The sequence below is a fragment of the Desulfovibrio sp. genome (genome assembly GCF_019424165.1).
Classification (GTDB): domain Bacteria; phylum Desulfobacterota; class Desulfovibrionia; order Desulfovibrionales; family Desulfovibrionaceae; genus Desulfovibrio.
Window position 1 is genome coordinate 70,981 of the sequence record NZ_JAHZAA010000006.1, and the last position, 16,597, is coordinate 87,577.

The 16,597-nt window shown below is 55.2% G+C and carries 12 protein-coding genes, 2 tRNA genes and 1 pseudogene; 3 read left to right on the forward strand and 12 right to left on the reverse strand.

Annotated elements, in window-relative coordinates; translation table 11 throughout:
- Nucleotides 1–354: biopolymer transporter ExbD (locus tag QZ377_RS04285; protein WP_291439834.1), on the reverse strand; the 354-nt coding region annotated here is incomplete at its 3' end.
- 1 nt (nucleotide 355) lies between these two features.
- Nucleotides 356–1,048, reverse strand: coding sequence for a MotA/TolQ/ExbB proton channel family protein (locus tag QZ377_RS04290; RefSeq protein WP_291439836.1), 693 nt, complete (start codon nucleotides 1,046–1,048; stop codon nucleotides 356–358).
- Between the two features lie 147 nt (nucleotides 1,049–1,195).
- Between QZ377_RS04290 and QZ377_RS04295 the strand changes: the two genes are divergently transcribed.
- Nucleotides 1,196–1,801, forward strand: a complete 606-nt coding sequence (locus tag QZ377_RS04295; protein ID WP_291439838.1) for a TetR/AcrR family transcriptional regulator — start codon at nucleotides 1,196–1,198, stop codon at nucleotides 1,799–1,801.
- A 95-nt stretch (nucleotides 1,802–1,896) separates the two neighbouring features.
- On the opposite strand, the gene QZ377_RS04300 is transcribed toward QZ377_RS04295, so the two are convergent.
- From QZ377_RS04300 to QZ377_RS04325, 6 genes are all read right to left on the reverse strand, one after another.
- Nucleotides 1,897–2,679, reverse strand: a complete 783-nt coding sequence (locus QZ377_RS04300) for an ABC transporter ATP-binding protein (protein WP_291439841.1) — start codon at nucleotides 2,677–2,679, stop codon at nucleotides 1,897–1,899.
- Nucleotides 2,680–3,738, reverse strand: coding sequence for an iron ABC transporter permease (locus tag QZ377_RS04305; protein WP_291439842.1), 1,059 nt, complete (start codon nucleotides 3,736–3,738; stop codon nucleotides 2,680–2,682).
- Nucleotides 3,735–4,898 carry an ABC transporter substrate-binding protein gene (locus tag QZ377_RS04310; protein ID WP_291439845.1) on the reverse strand — a complete coding sequence of 388 codons (1,164 nt, stop codon included), beginning with the start codon at nucleotides 4,896–4,898 and terminating at the stop codon, nucleotides 3,735–3,737. Before QZ377_RS04310 ends, QZ377_RS04305 begins: the two co-directional genes overlap by 4 nt.
- Nucleotide 4,899: 1 nt before the next feature.
- Nucleotides 4,900–7,008, reverse strand: a complete 2,109-nt coding sequence (locus tag QZ377_RS04315; RefSeq protein ID WP_291439847.1) for a TonB-dependent siderophore receptor — start codon at nucleotides 7,006–7,008, stop codon at nucleotides 4,900–4,902.
- Nucleotides 7,009–7,510: 502 nt separating this feature from the next.
- Nucleotides 7,511–7,696 (reverse strand): hypothetical protein, encoded by a 186-nt coding sequence (locus QZ377_RS04320; protein WP_291439850.1) that lies wholly within the window; start codon nucleotides 7,694–7,696, stop codon nucleotides 7,511–7,513.
- A gap of 175 nt (nucleotides 7,697–7,871) precedes the next feature.
- Nucleotides 7,872–7,966: transfer RNA gene (locus tag QZ377_RS04325), tRNA-Ser, on the reverse strand.
- A 405-nt stretch (nucleotides 7,967–8,371) separates the two neighbouring features.
- On the opposite strand from QZ377_RS04325, the gene QZ377_RS04330 reads away from it, so the two are divergent.
- Together QZ377_RS04330 and QZ377_RS04335 are read left to right on the forward strand one after the other, a co-directional pair.
- Nucleotides 8,372–10,132, forward strand: coding sequence for a glutamine--tRNA ligase/YqeY domain fusion protein (locus QZ377_RS04330; protein WP_291439852.1), 1,761 nt, complete (start codon nucleotides 8,372–8,374; stop codon nucleotides 10,130–10,132).
- 202 nt (nucleotides 10,133–10,334) lie between these two features.
- Nucleotides 10,335–10,410 (forward strand) — tRNA-Lys (locus QZ377_RS04335).
- A gap of 576 nt (nucleotides 10,411–10,986) precedes the next feature.
- On the opposite strand, the gene QZ377_RS04340 is transcribed toward QZ377_RS04335, so the two are convergent.
- From QZ377_RS04340 to xsc, 4 genes and pseudogenes are all read right to left on the reverse strand, one after another.
- Nucleotides 10,987–11,964, reverse strand: a complete 978-nt coding sequence (locus QZ377_RS04340; RefSeq protein WP_291439863.1) for a manganese-dependent inorganic pyrophosphatase — start codon at nucleotides 11,962–11,964, stop codon at nucleotides 10,987–10,989.
- Nucleotides 11,965–12,291: 327 nt separating this feature from the next.
- Nucleotides 12,292–12,510, reverse strand: a pseudogene (locus QZ377_RS04345) (hypothetical protein); the annotation flags it as partial.
- A 345-nt stretch (nucleotides 12,511–12,855) separates the two neighbouring features.
- The gene (locus QZ377_RS04350) at nucleotides 12,856–14,328 is read right to left on the reverse strand and encodes an APC family permease (RefSeq protein ID WP_291439854.1); all 1,473 of its coding nucleotides are present in this window, start codon (nucleotides 14,326–14,328) and stop codon (nucleotides 12,856–12,858) included.
- A gap of 168 nt (nucleotides 14,329–14,496) precedes the next feature.
- Nucleotides 14,497–16,239: a sulfoacetaldehyde acetyltransferase gene (gene xsc, locus QZ377_RS04355; RefSeq protein ID WP_291439856.1), complete on the reverse strand. Its 1,743-nt coding sequence runs from the start codon at nucleotides 16,237–16,239 to the stop codon at nucleotides 14,497–14,499.
- Between the last annotated feature and the right edge of the window lie 358 nt (nucleotides 16,240–16,597).

Here is a 16,597-nt window from a genome sequence, read left to right on the forward strand (position 1 = left end):
CACTCTTCCCCTACCCTCCATTACTCCGCTCTGCGGCGGCTCAGTCTCGGCCGGAGAAAAAAGCTGCCTGCCGGGCGCAACCACCGAACTTCGCAACAGTGCATCAAGATCCGCCAGCGATGTCGGGTATTCGTCCAAAAACAGCGTGCCGTCAGCCTTGATGCTTAAAATCATGTGATCGTTTTCTGTGGGCAGAATCTCCGCCACCGCCACCTTGGGCAGTTCCACGTCCAGCCCTTCGGTCATCATTGGGGCAGTGACCATAAAAATAATCAGTAAAACCAGCATGACATCCACAAACGGCGTCACGTTGATATCCGCGACAAAATCTTCAGTATCAGGAGCGGATGCCATGTCATGCTCCTCTTTTCGAGAACCGGAGACCTTCGGGATGGCGCTGGCTTTCGTGCTGCAGACGGTTCAGGAGCAGCCCGGCGTAATTGACGCAGTCTCCCTGGATGCCCGAAATTTTGGCCCTGAAAATATTGTAGCCGCAGGTGGCCGGAATGGCGACGAACAGGCCCACTGCCGTGGCAATAAGCGCTTCGGCTATGCCCGGGGCCACCGTGGCCAGCGAAACGCTTTTCATGGCCGCAATGGCCTGAAAGCTGTGCATGATGCCCCACACGGTTCCGAAAAGGCCGATAAAGGGTGCGGTGTTGGCTGTTGTTGCCAGCAAGGCCAGAGAGGACTTCAGCCGGGCCATCTCTTCTTCAATGCCAAAACGGATGGCCCGCCGCACGTTATCGTTCAGCAGCCTGTCCGCATCGCCGGTGGCGTTGATACGGTTAAACTCGTTTACCCCCCGGCATGTCACACCCCAAAGCGGAGTGCCGGGGTCATCCTCAAGAGCAGGCAGGGCCGCGGCAAGCTCGCCAGCGGCTTCAAAGTCATGCATCCCCTTTTTTATGCGCCTGGCAGCACCATTGAGAACAAGAAACTTTCCGGCCATATAGGCCCAACTTGTTAGGGACATGCAAAGCAAAAGGGCCAGAACAGCCTTGGAAACGATGTTCGCGTCTGCAACAGCATGAAGCATAAAATTCATGATACATCCTCATCAATAATACAGTACCCACATACAGACCGACTGTCGGTCTATACACTGCCCGCGCGCTCGCCCCGTCCGGCTTTATTAATTGCCGGAATTGTATTAAGCGATGGTATTCAACAAATAGTGCGGGTGGCTGTTGTTATGGGTAAAGAAGCTTTTTACGGCGCAGAGCCGAGTGTAAGGGAAAAGCGCCGCAGCGCGCTGCTTGACACGGCGGAAGCGGTTTTTCTTGCCAAAGGCTATGAAGCCGCAACGGTTAATGACATTCTGGCGGCGGCCAGCCTTTCCAAAGGCGGCTTCTATCATTACTTCAAGTCCAAGGCGGAAGTGCTGGATGCCTTGCGGGCCCGATATACCGCCTGGTTTCTGCATACCGTTGAAGCCAGGGTCAACGCGCTGCCCGCCGATGCCTTTGAAGAGCGCTTTACAACCTGGGTGCGCGCCTATGTTGAAGCCTATCTTGCCACCTATGCCGTGCATGACCTTGTCTACCATTCCGTTCATGCCCACAGGGCCAACGAAGACCGCGTGGCCGTGACCAGAAATATTGAAAACCTGCTGGAAGCGGGTGTGGCGCATGGCACATGGCGCTTGCATGCCACAGCAAATCTGACGGCTATCATCATCTATTCGGCCATTCACGGCGTTGCGGATGAAACCATTGCCGACCGGAAAGACGACCTGCTTGACCTGTCCGCAAGCCTGTGCGGAACCCTGCTGCTTATGCTGCGCCCGCAACAGGGCTGACCGCGCGCACGGGCTATACGGCGAAACGCCCAACCGCCAGCGATGCGGGGGTGACGGGCTGACCGCGCACGGACCAGAGCCTAAAAACCTCCGGTTCATTCCGTCACCGGCAAAACGCCGTCCACAACAACCTGCACAGCCCCGCTGGACATTTCTTCAATATGCGCCACCACGCTGTACACCTGTAGCAGCAACTCTTCAGTGATAACTTCACGCGGCTCACCAAACGCTATTATTTCGCCCTGGTGCAGCACTGCCAGCCTGTCGGCAAAACGCAGCGCCATGTTGATATCGTGCAATGCGGCGACGATACACAGGCCCTTTTCGCGCGCATAGCGGCGCAACAGCGACAACAGCTCAAACTGCCTCTGGATATCAAGCGCACTTGTCGGCTCGTCGAGCAGCAGTATCCGCGGTTTGCGGATCAGGGCCTGCGCGATGAACACAAGCTGGCGCTGCCCGCCGCTGAGCTCATTCAGGGGCGTATTCGCCAGCCTTTCAATATGCAGCAGACGCAAAACCTCTGAAACAGTATCCAGCTCGCTGGTGGTCACATGCCATGCCCCTGCCAGCTTGCCGGCCAGAAGCACAGCCTCCACAACCCGCAGGGAGGTGTCTGAAAATATGTTCTGCGGCACATAGGCCGGCCTGTTTGGGTGCTGCTGCGGCCAGTCCGTGACGTTTCTTCCTTCCACGCGCACCAGCCCCGGCCCTGTAAGTTCCCCCGATATCCTGCGCAGCAAGGTGGACTTGCCGGCGGCGTTTGAACCAAGCAGGGCCGTGATGCTGCCGCCGCGCACCGGCCCCATACTGAGGCCGCGCAAAACACGTTTTGCGCCGAATTGAACGCTGACGTTATTGACAAGAAGTTCCGGCATTCAGGCTCTCTTGCGTAAAATAAGTGTGATGAATAACGGCACGCCCACAATGGAAGTCACAATACCGATGGGTACTGACTGCCCGGGAAGCAGTATCTTGCTGACAACCGATGCCGTCGAAAGCAGAATGATGCCGCACAGGATGGACGCGGGCAGCAGAAAACGCTGATCATCACCAATGAGCATCCGTGCGATATGCGGGCCGATAAGCCCGATGAAGCCGATGGTGCCCACAAAAGCGACGCTGGCCGAAGCAAGCAGGCTGCTGAGCACAATGGCCTGAAAACGGAGCCTTGCAACGGGAATTCCCAGGCTGACCGCGCGCGCTTCGCCAAGGCGCAGCGCCGTCAGCGCCCAGGCTTTGCGCACAAAAAACACACAGGAAAACACAAGTATTGCCGCAATAAAGGCAATCTCCGACATACCGGCACGGTCCAGGCTGCCCATGGTCCAGTATACAACGGCGGCAATGGCCGTGTCCGGGGCCAGATACTGAAGAAGCTGCAACAGCGCCGTAAAGGCAAAAACCAGTGTTGTACCCAACAGGATGACCACTTCTGTGCTCATGGCATGCTTGCGGCCCAGGCGTTCAATAAAAAGCACTGTCAGCATTGCCATAAAAAAAGCATTGGCCGGTATGGCAAATTTTGCCAGCGCCTCGGGAAGAAAGCTTGTACCCAGCACCATGCCCAGCGCTGCGCCAAAGCTTGCGGCTGCGGACAAACCAAGCGTAAACGGGCTTGCCAGCGGATTATTGAGCACGGTTTGCATCTGCATGCCCGCCACCGACAGCCCGGCCCCCACAACAACAGACACAAGCGTAACCGGCACGCGGATTTCCCAGGCAATGATCTCTACAAAGCCATAGTCGCCCTGCCCCAGCAACGCCTGAAGGATTGCCGAGGGCCGATAAGGCACGGCCCCTATAAACAGGTTTGCCAGGCAGCTTGCAACGGCCAGCAGCAGCAGAACTGCCGTCAGCGCGACCCGGCGTTTCACCAGCGCCGCATAGATCTGTTTTTCATCAGTTTCAGTCTTGGCAGGCAATTGTAACGTCATGGCGCAGGCTCCAGGGCGACCCAGTACCCGGATTGATAGGGAACCGGCAAAAAGCGTTGATGCAGTTGACGGAAGGTTTCTTCCGGGTCCAGAGCAGCAAAAACTTCGGGGTGAAGCCATTTCGCTATCTGCTGCAAGGCGATGAAGGCATAAGGGCTGTCATAAAAGCCATGCCAGAGGGCATAGGCCTTTCCGTTTCTTGCTGCATCCGAAGCGCGGTACGCCGGACGGCGCAACAGATTTTCAAGCTGTGCGCGGCCTTTGTTCACATCTGCTCCCGGGCCGAGGTCAACCCAACCGCCACTGGGGGCAGATAACGACCAGCCCGCACCAGTGAGCAGCACAGCATCAGGGTTGCAGGCGATCATCTGTTCCGGATGCAGCACGCCAAAGGTTCCGTAAATAAAGCGGCTCCCCAGGTTTTCACCTCCGGCGGCGGCCACAAGCTCGCCAAGGTTGGCGTTGCCGTAGCTCATGTAGCGGCCCGCATCAAAGCCCGCGGCCCGTTCCACCATAACAAGCGGCCGCGCACGCAGGCTTTGCAGCGGCTCAGTCACGCTGCGGATCTGGTCCTGACGGAACTGCAAAAACGCATTCACACGTTCCGGGCATGCAAATATCCGCCCCAGAATCCGCATGCTGTCGGCGGTATTGGCCGACATGGGGCTGCGAAAATCCAGAAAGATCACTGGAATGCCTGCCAGATCCATTTTTTCCATAAATCCGGAAGATTCCACCGAGCTTTTTGCGCCGAGGTTCAGAAAAATCACATCCGGAGCCAGTGAAATGGCTGTTTCGCTGTTGATGGATTCCGACGTTTTACCGGAAAATGTTTTTATACCGGCCATTTCCGGATAGTGCCGCAGGTATTGGGCGTACAGGTTCATGTCTCCGGTGCGGACATTATCGCCCCAGGCCACAACACCGGAAAACGGGCTTTCCGGGCGCACCAGAGGCAGGGCATAGGCAAATGCGCCGTCTCCCAGAACAATGCGGGCGGGCGGGATACGCACGAAAACACGCCGGCCCGCAACATCTGTTACCGTAACTGCTTCACCGGCACCGGCATACGCTCCGGCGGCATGGCACACGCACACAAACAGCAGGCACATGAGCGCACGGCGGGCGCGTTTGATGGCACAATGCATTGCAGTCAGCATGTTACCACCTGTAGGTCAGGGTAAGGGCAACAGTGCGCCGTTGCCCAGGGAAGCAGTAGTTCGCTGAAGAGCAGCTTGCTATATACTTTTCGTCTGTCAGGTTGCTGATATTCAAAGCAGCCGTTGCGCCTTCGAACGCCGGAGACAACGCCCCAAGATCGTAGCTGGCCGCCATGTCCACCAGCGTGGTGGCAGGAACCTGAAAGGAATTTTCAGGATTTCCCCAGGTGGCTCCCTGATAGCGCACCCCGCCCCCGACTTTCAGGCCTTCCAGCGGGCCTTCGTCAAAAAAGTAGTTTGCCCAGGCTGCGGCGCTGTGTTCGGGAGTTTGCGCCAGGGTTTTGTCCTGATATTTTGTATCCTTGGTCAGCACGTTATACAGATAGCTGTAGCTGGCCGATACGGAAAAATTGCCGAACAACGCAAAAGAAGCCTGCAAATCCACCCCTTGCGACCGGACTTCTCCTGCCTGGGTATTAAAGCCAAGGTGCGCGGCATCAGCCGTCTTCACATTGCTTTGCTCAAGGTTGAACACCGCGGCAGTCAGCAGCATGTTGAGGTCTTCGGGCTGATACTTGATGCCAAATTCGTACTGTCTGGTCTTCAAAGGCTTAAAGGCGCTGCCGTCATACCCGCTGCCCAGTACGGGAGAAAAGGCTGTGGCATAGCTTGCGTAGGGGGCAATACCATTCTCGAAAACATAGCTGATGCCGGTTCGCCAGCTCCATTCGCTGTCGGCCTGTGTGGTGTTGCGTCCCACGGGCGAATAGCTGTGAGTTGTTGCGTCAATTTTTGACCAGTCATGCCGCCCGTTGAGCGTCAAACGCCACTGGCCGTAAGCGATCTGATCCTGGAGGTAGACGCCCATGCGGGTAAAGTCCTGATATTCTTTCCAGGGGGCAGCGTAACTTGCGCTGAAATCAGGTTTGACATGTGGCCGGTAATGCGAGCTGTACGGATTGGTCAGCACCGGGGTAGAGCTGTAGTATTTTGACGTCAATGTACCCACGGCGTAATCGATACCCGCCAGCAGCGAGTGCCGCAGCGGGCCGGTATCAACCACGCCCTGCACAAAATTGTCCGTTGAAAACGCGCGCAGTGTTGCCGGGGCTATTTCATAGTACGATCGCAGCCAGGGCAGTCCGTCAATGACCTGATAGCCCATGACCGAACTGCGCCTGAGATCGGATTCCGCATACATATACCTTGAGTTGCTGCTGAAACTCCAGGCAGTATTGAATTTGTGCTTGAAAAATGAACTGACGGAATTCAGCGTGCGCGAAGAGTCTTCAAACGAAGCATCCGTATAATTCCTGTAGGCATCAATTTCGGGATAAGGGCTGTTATTCAGGCCCAGAACAACGGCGGGCAGCGTGCTGTAGTTCGTCAGCTCCGGCTCCTGCGAATACAGATACGAAACCGTCCACGAGGTGTCGTCTGTCGGCCTCCAGGTCAATGACGGCATCACCGAGAGGCGCTTGTGGCCGGTATCGTCAATCTGTCCGTTGGTATCCAGCCCGTTGGCCGTAAGGCGATAAAGCCAGTGACCGTCGTCGTCCAGCGGGCCGGTGCTGTCTATGCCGATCTGCTTGCGGCCATAACCTCCGTATTGCAAGCGTATCTCATGCGCGGACGTATCCTGGGGCATCTTGCTGACCTGGTTGACAATGCCCCCGCCGGTCCCCTGCCCGTAGATAAACGAGGATGGCCCACGCAACACCTCAACATTTTCAATCATATATGGATCAATCTGCGGAACCCAGGTTCCCGTATTGCTGATAACCCGCAGCCCGTCGAGATAATAGTCCGCGTCCACACCACGGATGCGGGTCATATCCACAAATTCGCCAAAAGCTCCATATTTTTCTGAAGTTGCGCCTGCCGTATAACGCAAGGCAGCGCTTGGCGAAGCGGGCTGCATCTCTTCCATCTGCTGGCGAGTGATGACAGAAACTGTTTGCGGTGTTTCCAGAATGGACGTTTCGGATTTGGTGCCGACGCTGGATTTTTTCGGCACATAGGCATCTTCCGGTGCAGCGAGCACAGATACTGCCTCAAGCTCGTACACTTTTCCCTTTTGGCGTGATTCAGCATGCGCAGGATCTTCCACATCGGCTGCAATGCAGGCAACAGGATAAAAAAGAAGCGCTGCAACAACTGCACAAACAAGTTGTGACGTGATCACGACACGTGCGATACTGCCTGTAAACAGTTTCTTTCGGCATTTGCCAAAGAAAATAGATACATGTTCTGGAGCCAAGCCGATCTCCTGCATGGTTTCATAAAAAATTATGGATGATTGCCATGACTTGACCTTCTATAGACCGGCGGTCGGTTTGTCAATTTAAATTTGACTGTCAATTTCAAAAAAACATTCCTGATGAGCACATATCCAGCTAATCCAGCCGGTAAGGTGTTTCCTTTAAACGAAAAAACGGCGAACTGCCGAAAAAGCAGCTCACCGTTTTCCTACCCTGCGACGAAAAGACCGTCTGAAAATTACTGCCTATGAACATGGCAGATTACTTAATCTGCCTCTAGCTGCGTCTGAAAAAGGCCCGATGGAAGCGACAGCGTCCTTATCTTTTAGATCCAATTTTTTCAGCATGGCGCTACGCGGCAGGCACTCCCCGTGCGGGTCCGTCTTCCGCCAAAGCGCCCCAGCGCAATTCCGCAGTAGCATTCACCAGCTCCCCCTGCTCCATCCCAATGGCCTCTGCAAGCAGAAGTATCGTCGTAAAGCGCGGCTCACTTCTGTCATGCTCAAGATTGTTCAGGTAACGGGTGCTGCGCTCCATGCACCTTAACAGCGCGTCAAGCGCCCAGCCGCCTGCTGCAACAGCCGCAGATTTTCGTTGACTCTGACCAGCAGCACAACACATCAGCCCCCCCCTGAACGCGCCAGAACACCTTTTTTCCAGACGCAAAAACGGCGAGCTACTTATGCAGTAACTCGCCGTTCTTATTGGCTTGTGGCGGAGAGGGAGAGATTTGAACTCTCGATACAGGTTTAAGCCCGTATACTCGCTTAGCAGGCGAGCTCCTTCGGCCGACTCGGACACCTCTCCACGTGCAACAGGCGCAGCAGCGCCCAGAATGCAGAAGCGCAATCTAGCTTAGTACGGCATACCTGTCAAGAGAATGAACATTTTTGTTCCACATTCAAGCAGGCCGCCTTGCCGCTGTACGAATCGCACATGCAGCATGCTTTCTCGCCCGGCAAGCATCCGCAAGAGCCGCACGCAAGCATAGCACAATCCGCAGCGGCTGTTTCCACCGCACGCCCCCGCTGCCCCCGGCGCGGCCGCAACCATGCCCTGCCCCCTTTCTGGCGCAAAAAATCTGGTTGCAAGGTGCACACGACCACCCCGCGCACGGCGTATTTCCCTGCCGAAACAGCCGCACGTTGACCCTTGCCGCTGGTTGGCGTAATTTGGGAGTTTACATTATCGCCAGGAGCAATGGAGCGCATTATGGCCCCCGAAACAAAATCCACAGTCCCCTCCCCCGCAGCGCCCGCAGCAGGTTCACCCAATTCTTCCAGCGCCACTGCGGCGGAGTCTGCAAGCAAGCCCGGAGTGGACTTTATCCGGGCGCGCATTATGGAAGACAACGCCACCGGCCGTTACGACGGCAAGGTTCATACGCGCTTTCCTCCTGAGCCTAACGGATACCTGCACCTGGGCCACGCCAAATCCATCTGCCTGAACTTCGGCGTTGCTAATGAATTCAGCGGGTTGTGCAATCTGCGCTTTGACGACACCAATCCCACCAGAGAAGAACAGGAATACGTCGACTCCATCCGCGAAGACGTCCACTGGCTTGGCGGCGACTGGCAGGATAGAGAATTTTACGCTTCCAACTATTTTGGCCAGTTGTACGACTATGCCGAACAGCTTATCAAAATGGGCAAAGCCTATGTGGACGACCTTTCGGCTGAAGAAATCCGTGAGCATCGCGGCACGCTTACCGAACCCGGCCGCGAAAGCCCCTGGCGCAACCGCAGCGTGGAAGAAAACCTCGACCTCTTCCGCCGCATGCGTGCCGGAGAATTTGCCGATGGCGAACGGGTGCTGCGCGCCAAGATCAACATGGCTTCGCCCAACCTTGTCATGCGGGACCCGACAATCTACCGCATCCGGCATGCCGAGCACCACCGCACGGGCAACGAATGGTGCATCTACCCCATGTACGACTTCACCCATTGCCTGTCGGATTCCATTGAAGGCATCACCCATTCACTCTGCACCCTGGAGTTCGTGAACAACCGCGAGCTGTACGACTGGGTTCTCGATACCCTCGGGGTCTACCACCCCCAGCAGATTGAATTCGCCCGCCTCAACCTTACCTATACCGTGCTCTCCAAACGCAAGCTCATCCAGCTTGTCAAGGAAGGCCATGTACAGGGATGGGACGACCCGCGTATGCCCACACTCAGCGGGCTGCGCCGCCGGGGCGTGCCGTCTGAAGCCCTGCGCGAATTCTGCTCCCGCATCGGCCTCGCGCGGGCCGATTCCACCGTGGAATACTCCATGCTGGAATTCTGCGTGCGCGAACATCTGAACGCCCATGCCGCACGCGTCATGGCGGTGCTGGACCCGATCAAGGTAGTTATCGAAAACTATCCCGAAGGGCAGGTGGAAGAATTTGACATGCCCTTCCATCCGGAAGACGAAAGCTATGGCAACCGCAAAGTTCCCTTCTCGCGCGAGATATACATCGAGCGTGACGACTTCCGCCTGGACCCGCCGAAAAAATATCACCGCCTGGCCCCCGGTGCGGAAGTACGCCTGCGCTACGCATACTTTATCACCTGCCGCGAAGCCGTACTGGATGAAAACGGCAATGTAACGGAGCTGCGCTGCGTGTACGATCCTGAAAGCCGTGGCGGCCAAAGCCCGGACGGCCGCAAGGTCAAAGGAACTATTCACTGGGTTTCGGCCGCGCATGCGCTTCCGGCAGAGGTACGCCTGTACGAGCAGCTCTTCAGTGTAGAAAACCCCAATGCGGCTCCCGAAGGCCAGTCCTTTCTGGACTATATCAATCCCCAGTCCCTCACGGTTGTTGAGGGCCTGCTTGAACCGGCCCTTGCGGAGCTTGCCGTGGGGCAGAAAGTGCAGTTCGAACGCCTTGGCTACTTCTGTAAGGATATAGACAGCACTGCGGAGCGCCCGGTCTTCAACCGCACAGCAACCCTGCGCGACACCTGGGCCAAACTTGATAAAAAAGGATAAGGCCACAGCCCAACTGTGACTTCACGGCAAAAGCTGGCCCGGGGCGGCATACCCGGCGTGGCCCCCGCCGCCGCACTTGCCGAAAACAGCATTGAAAAATGACACTTACGCCCGATCCGACCTGTTCTTCAGGACAAACGGACCGGCCGCAAATTTCATGCTTGACAGCCGCAGCATCTGTATATATATTGCGCGTCTCAATGGGTCGTTAACTCAGCAGGTAGAGTATCTGCCTTTTAAGCAGAGAGTCGCAGGTTCGAACCCCGCACGACCCACCAAGAAAATCAAAGGCTTATGACTAAACGTCATAAGCCTTTTTTTGTTAGGGACTACAACTAGGGACTACAAAATACATTTTTCTATTGAGCTTTCAAAAATAAAATTAACAATTATAGTATGTTATGACTTGAAGCCCATTTAAAAAAATGCAATCATATTGCGAGTCTCCGCAATTCATTGCAATCAGTGCAATTGCCTCCTTCCCCTCATGCCCTATACGCAGCAACGGTTCCAGCCCCCCATTGCGACTCTTTTTTTGCAAACTTTTGACAGCAATGGCCCCCAGGAATTGGTCAGCCCCTGTCTATTGGGCAGAGACTAACCAATCCTGGACTAACCAATCCTGTGGGGGTTTATTTTTCCACCCTGCTGGGGCATTTCTGTAAACAAGCATGGGCTGTTACTTCACGCCAGAATGGCATCAGCCGTTTCAGCGGGCGGCGGCACAGCACCGGGCTGACATGGCCATGGGGGGCCGTATTCAGTGCCGTGCCGCCCCTTCCCGCAGGACCATAACGGCAAATCGTGCGCAAATGGCGTACTAGCTGCCGCATGGCCTGCGCAAAGCGGAGCAGTTATTTTTTGCACATTTCTTCCAGGAACGGAATCACCTGCTTTTTGCGGCTCATGACACCGGGCAGCCAGGCGGACGAGTCCTTGAATTCAACCTTGAAAACCGCGTCCGGAAGAGCGGGATCATCGCTGATTGCCAGCATTTCCGTGCCTTGCTTGCTGATGTCGGTAAGCATAAGGAAGATGCTGTTCAGTTTCGTTTCTTCTTTGATCAGGGCCATGGCAGCCAGCAGATCTTTTTTCTTGCCCGCCAGCATATCCAGAGAGAGCACCTCAAGCTGCCCCACGCCAACTGGCGTACCGCTCATTTCAAATTTTTTGTAGTCGCGGAGCACCAGTTCGCGGGGCGATACGCCATCCAGCGCAGACTTGGCCTTGAAAAGATCGTGGGCCAGAGCCTGCTGGTCTTTTACTCCCGCAATTTTGGCCAGCGCGTTGCCAGCGGCCTTGTCACGCGCTGTCGTGGTGACAGACTGATACATGACCGTATCGGAAAGTATGGCGCACAGCATGCCACCAGCGAGATTTTGGGGAATGCTCACCTTATAAAATTGCATCATTTCATACAGTACGGTGTTGGCGCTACCGAGCGGCAGCAGCCACGCCTCCAGCGGGGAGCCGGTGCTCAGGCCGCCAAGCTTGTGATGGTCGGCGATAAAAACCAGAGAAGCGTCTTTAAGATCGTCCGGCCCCTGCGCGGCATCGTTGAAATCCACAAGCCCCACGGCCTTGCCCGCCACAGGTCCAAGCATTGCGGGCATGGGAAGCCCGAATTTTTTGAGTCCAAATTCTGTTTCAGGGTTCGCCTTGCCTTGCGCCATGGCAATTGCCGGGCGGCCCGTTTCAGTAAGCAGATGACTTGCTGCTAACGCCCCAACAATACTATCTGTATCTGGATTTTTATGCCCGAACACAAGAATGGATTCAGGCGAGGCCGCCGCCGCGAAACAGGATGGAAATGCCAAGGCCGCTACCAGCATGGTCACACCCAGGCAGCTTACACATTTTCTTAACAATGGAATAATTTTTTTCATCATGCTACCAGTCTCCTCAATTGACTACACCGTTAAAACAGGTTCGTGCGTCGCGGAGCACATGTTCCAGTGTTCGTTGCCGCACGCCCAATCTTTGCATAATGAGCGCGGCTGCTGGCAACATATCTTCCGAGGCACACACAAATAAAACAATACAAAAATACTGTTCCGCGCTTCAGCGCTAAAAACATTTCACAATAAAACAGTATATAAAAAATACCTTCCGTCAATGAATTCAAAATCACAATTCTTTATCATTACAATAGTTATAATTTATAAATTTTGCCTGCCAGGTGATATTGTCATGAGACTGGAGCCATAAAAAATGTACCTGATAGAAATCGCGGCCAGAAATAATGCGGTATTCTCCGCATATCTGGTCGCGATCCCTCGCCATCGCTTCAAATGAAGGAAAGCGCTTTCCACCAGGCGCCGCTCTTCATAAAATTCTTTGCCGTACCCTTGCGGTTCTTTTCTGTTCTTCTTTGGCGGGCTTTCGCGCTCATTGCCGCCTTTACAACACAAAGACCTCCCTCACCGCCAAGCGTCGCTACAGATTTTCAAAGGCCATAGTTTTCAGGCCCTGCGCAGGCGCTGTCCGGCCTATTGCTTCGCAAGCATATGACCGCACAAAAAGTTGGCCGGCCCCCCCTCGCGTGAAAAGGGGAACCGGCCGCTGGAGGAGATACGCCATCAGCTTACGGGGCTGTGCAAGCACATGTAAACTTGCTGGCGGGATTCCCCATGCGCATGGTCATGGGAAACATTGGCGTGTAGACAGCAAGGCTAACAAAGCAAAGCTATTGCATCTCCTGCCAGAAAGGAATTTTCTCCAGACTATGCCGCAAGCTGGTCAGGCTTTGAGGTGGCCCGTTGGGCTATATGATCCTTCAGGTCAGATTCACCCAAAATCATATACGTGCGCTCTTCTTCAGAAATGGCGTGTACAGCTTTGTATCGCACGATGTAGAAGAAAACACCCAGGATAAACCAGGCAACCAGCACATGCCACGATTCGGGTCCGATGCACGCTGGCGACATGGGCAGCGTCAGCAAGGCCAGGCAGATCAAAGAAGCCAGGCAGCCAAGTATCCCGCTTATATTACAATTATCTTTCTGCTTGCGCATGATTACAAAGGCGGACGCCGAAGCAAAAAAGTAGGCCACGATAGTGCCGATTGAAGACATATCCACAACCCAGGACAAAACTTCACGGCCGAAGAAGGGCGCAATCGCCACAACAACAAGAGTAAAGTTGAGCGCATTATGCGGGGTCTTGTACTTTTTGTGCAGTGAGGAGAACCACACTGGCAAAATGTGGGCGCGCCCCATGCTGAACATAAGCCTTGAACTGGCGATGAAAAAGCCGTTAATACCGGTCAGAATGGCTGAAAGCACCGCAAGCGCAAGCACGATACTGCCGACCTTGCCCAGTGAAAGGCTGACGGTATATCCCGTGTGCCATACGGGGTTAAGTGCCAGCAGCTCCTGGTAGGGGATAACGGCCGCCACGGCCAGGGTGATGATACTGTAGGTGACGATGCCACACACAATGGACAAAATCATGAGCCGTACGCCCGTTTTTGCGGAAAAATTAAATTCCTCCGCAGCCTGCGGGATAGTGTCAAAGCCCACAAAAAGCCAGGGGGCAATAGCAGTGACCGCTGCTATGGAGGCAATGACTGACTTGTCCTGCGCAAACCACGGTTCGATATTCTGCCATTGGCTTGTTGGCGACACGACAGCGCCCACAAGAAGGGCAAGCACGCCGATAGCCAATATCACCGCAAGCACAACCTGGACTTTACTTACAATGTCTGCACCTCTGTAATTGAGATACCAGAACAGCGCCAACACAGCTTCCAGAAATAATAGCTCACCGAAATATATTTTCCATTCAGCAATACTATACATATACCCCAGTTCCAGAACACCGGGGATGAGAAAACGCGTCAACAACACGATGGCAGTGCCGTTGAGGGCGATGATGCACAGGTATCCCAAAAGCAACGCCCACCCGCCAACAAAGGCCAGGCCAGGCCCGAATGCAGCATAGGCAAAAGCAAAAACACCTCCAGCCACAGGGTAAAGCCCCACAACTTTACCGTAACTCACCGCTATAAACATGAGCAGCAGGCCCCCGCATACAAAACCTATGCAGGCACCGATCGGCCCAGACCCCGGCAAAAACCGTAAACCGGGCATAATGAAGGCTCCCCATCCGATAATCGCGCCGAATGCTAACGCCCATATGGACAACGGGGACATATTTTTTTCCAAGACCGGTCGGGATTCATGAACTTGTGACATACAACAGTTCTCCTCGGTTTTGGCACCTTCCGTGGCGCTTCAGGCAATAAAATTGCTGGCATAAAAATTGTGGAGCACAAAAAATCGCCAAATCTGAAATATGAATAAATTTGCCTCGATAACCGGAAGGGCGCGCCCGGGTGATACCCGGACGCGCCCTTTTTCTGACTATTTGTTGAAGTGCGCCTTGTCGAGATGCTCGTACTTGGGCAGGAACCTGGTCGGCAAGGCCAGGGCGTCCCTACGGAAGGGAGGCGCAAGGCGCGTGCCGTCGGTCATGATTTCGATAACCGCGGGGCGCCGGTTCTTTCTGGCCGTATCCAGAGCTTCGGCCAGGTCCTTCTGCGTATTGACGGTATAGCCGTCAGCACCCATGGCCTCGCCTATCTTGGCGTAGGACTTGGACCAGATGTCCGCGCCCACAAAGCGGTTATTGTAAAAGTCCACCTGGTTTTTCTTTTCAGCGCACCAGGCTCCGTTATTGTACACGGTGGCAATAACCGGCAGGTTGTACTGGCAGGCGGTAGGCACTTCAAAAAGGCTCATGCCCCACGCGCCGTCGCCCACAATGGCCACGGTAAGGTCTTCGGGGCAGGCCAGTTGAGCGCCCAGGGCGGCCTGATAGGCAAAGCCCGTGTTGCCGAAGGTCAGGGTTGCCACATGGCGCTTGGTCTTCTTGAAGCGCAGGTAGCTGTTGGCGGTGGAAGACGTATTGCCGATGTCGGTAGTGGCAATGGCGTCGTGATCCGTAATGAACTTGCCCACCACTTCCAGAGCCTTGCGCGGGTGCATGCGCCCGGCTTCCACAGGCTCATCGGCGATCAGCGCAATTTCCTTGTACCAGTTTTCCAGTTCGTCCTTCACCAGGTTGTGCACAGGGGTGAGGTCCTTCTTGGCAGGCACGGCTTCACGCAGACGGGCGAACAACTCTTCCGAGGCGTCCTTGGCATCGGCACACAGGCCCACGGCAACGGGGTGCGTCTTGGCGATATGACGGGGGTTGATATCAATCTGTACGATCTTTGCGGTCTTGGGGAAATAGTTGATGTCATACTGCGGCAGCGTGCCAAAGTAGGACAGCCTGGTTCCCACGGCCAGGATAACGTCGGCCTTCTGCAGGATGCGCATGGCGGCCTTGGAGCCCATGTAGCCGATGGGGCCGGTCCACAGCGGATGATCGCAGGGGAAGGCATCATTGTGCAGATAGGTGGTGGCCACAGGTGCGCCCAGATATTCGGCCATGTCCTTGAGGGTTTCCATGCAGCCGGAGTCCACCACGCCGCGGCCTGAAATGATGACCGGATTCTTGGCGTTTTTCAGCACTTCCACGGCGGCGGCAAAGTGTTCGGGGTTGCCGATGCCGCCGGGCGCGACGCGGTACTGGGAAGGATGCAGGATGTCTTCATCCAGTTCACCGTAGAAATAGTCGCGGGGGATGTCCACAAGCACGGGACCGCGCTCGGCATAGGCAATACGGAAGGCCGTGCGCAGGATGTCGGCGGCGCGTTTGGGATGCGGCACGCGCAGCGAAGCCTTGGTAATGGGCTTGAACAGGTTCCATGTGTCGCATTCCTGAAAGCCGTCCCAGCCCACAGAGATGCTGCCGGCGCTGGGCGAGATGACCACCATGGGAGAGTGCGCCATATTGGCGGTAGCCACGGCCGTCACATAGTTGGTGATGCCGGGGCCGTTCTGCCCGATAACAACGCCCGCCCTGCCGGTAAGGCGGCTGTAAGCATCTTCCATATGCCCGGCGGTCTGCTCATGGCGCACCGAGATAAAATCAATCCCCGCAGCGGGGAACAAGTCCAGCATGTCCATGAAGGCGGAACCAAGGATACCGCTTACATGGTTTACTCCTTCCTGTACCAGAACTTCTGTCATGGCTTCACTGGGCGTCATCTTGGGCATGTTATCCTCCGATACAATGCATGATAGGTTTCGTTACCGCTGCCCGCGTATCCGGCGTCTTGTCATGTTTTACGGACTTGTGGCCCGTGGATTGCAAAGTCATGTGGGCTTTGCCAAAAACTGCCTGTAACGTGGGGCTGCCTGTGCACCGCCTAAGCTTGTATCTGAGTAATACAAGAAGCGTTCCAGAGTGCCGAGATGGTTAACATATTTTAAACATTGACATTATCATTGCGATCTCGGCATAATGGCAATGCAATATCGCCTTATTAAGCATATCACCATCCTGAGGTGATGCAGCATTGCATCACCTGCGTAAAAATGGAAAGGGCGCATATGAACAAACGCATATATGACA

What these genes read in the sequence shown, in the direction of transcription:
- QZ377_RS04290 (WP_291439836.1), bottom strand. Translation starts at nt 1,048, where the DNA reads ATGAATTTTATGCTTCATGCTGTTGCAGACGCGAACATCGTTTCCAAG.
- QZ377_RS04295 (WP_291439838.1), top strand. Translation starts at nt 1,196, where the DNA reads ATGGGTAAAGAAGCTTTTTACGGCGCAGAGCCGAGTGTAAGGGAAAAG.
- QZ377_RS04300 (WP_291439841.1), bottom strand. Translation starts at nt 2,679, where the DNA reads ATGCCGGAACTTCTTGTCAATAACGTCAGCGTTCAATTCGGCGCAAAA.
- QZ377_RS04305 (WP_291439842.1), bottom strand. Translation starts at nt 3,738, where the DNA reads ATGACGTTACAATTGCCTGCCAAGACTGAAACTGATGAAAAACAGATC.
- QZ377_RS04310 (WP_291439845.1), bottom strand. Translation starts at nt 4,898, where the DNA reads ATGCTGACTGCAATGCATTGTGCCATCAAACGCGCCCGCCGTGCGCTC.
- QZ377_RS04320 (WP_291439850.1), bottom strand. Translation starts at nt 7,696, where the DNA reads ATGGAGCGCAGCACCCGTTACCTGAACAATCTTGAGCATGACAGAAGT.
- QZ377_RS04330 (WP_291439852.1), top strand. Translation starts at nt 8,372, where the DNA reads ATGGCCCCCGAAACAAAATCCACAGTCCCCTCCCCCGCAGCGCCCGCA.
- QZ377_RS04340 (WP_291439863.1), bottom strand. Translation starts at nt 11,964, where the DNA reads ATGCTGGTAGCGGCCTTGGCATTTCCATCCTGTTTCGCGGCGGCGGCC.
- QZ377_RS04350 (WP_291439854.1), bottom strand. Translation starts at nt 14,328, where the DNA reads ATGTCACAAGTTCATGAATCCCGACCGGTCTTGGAAAAAAATATGTCC.
- xsc (WP_291439856.1), bottom strand. Translation starts at nt 16,239, where the DNA reads ATGCCCAAGATGACGCCCAGTGAAGCCATGACAGAAGTTCTGGTACAG.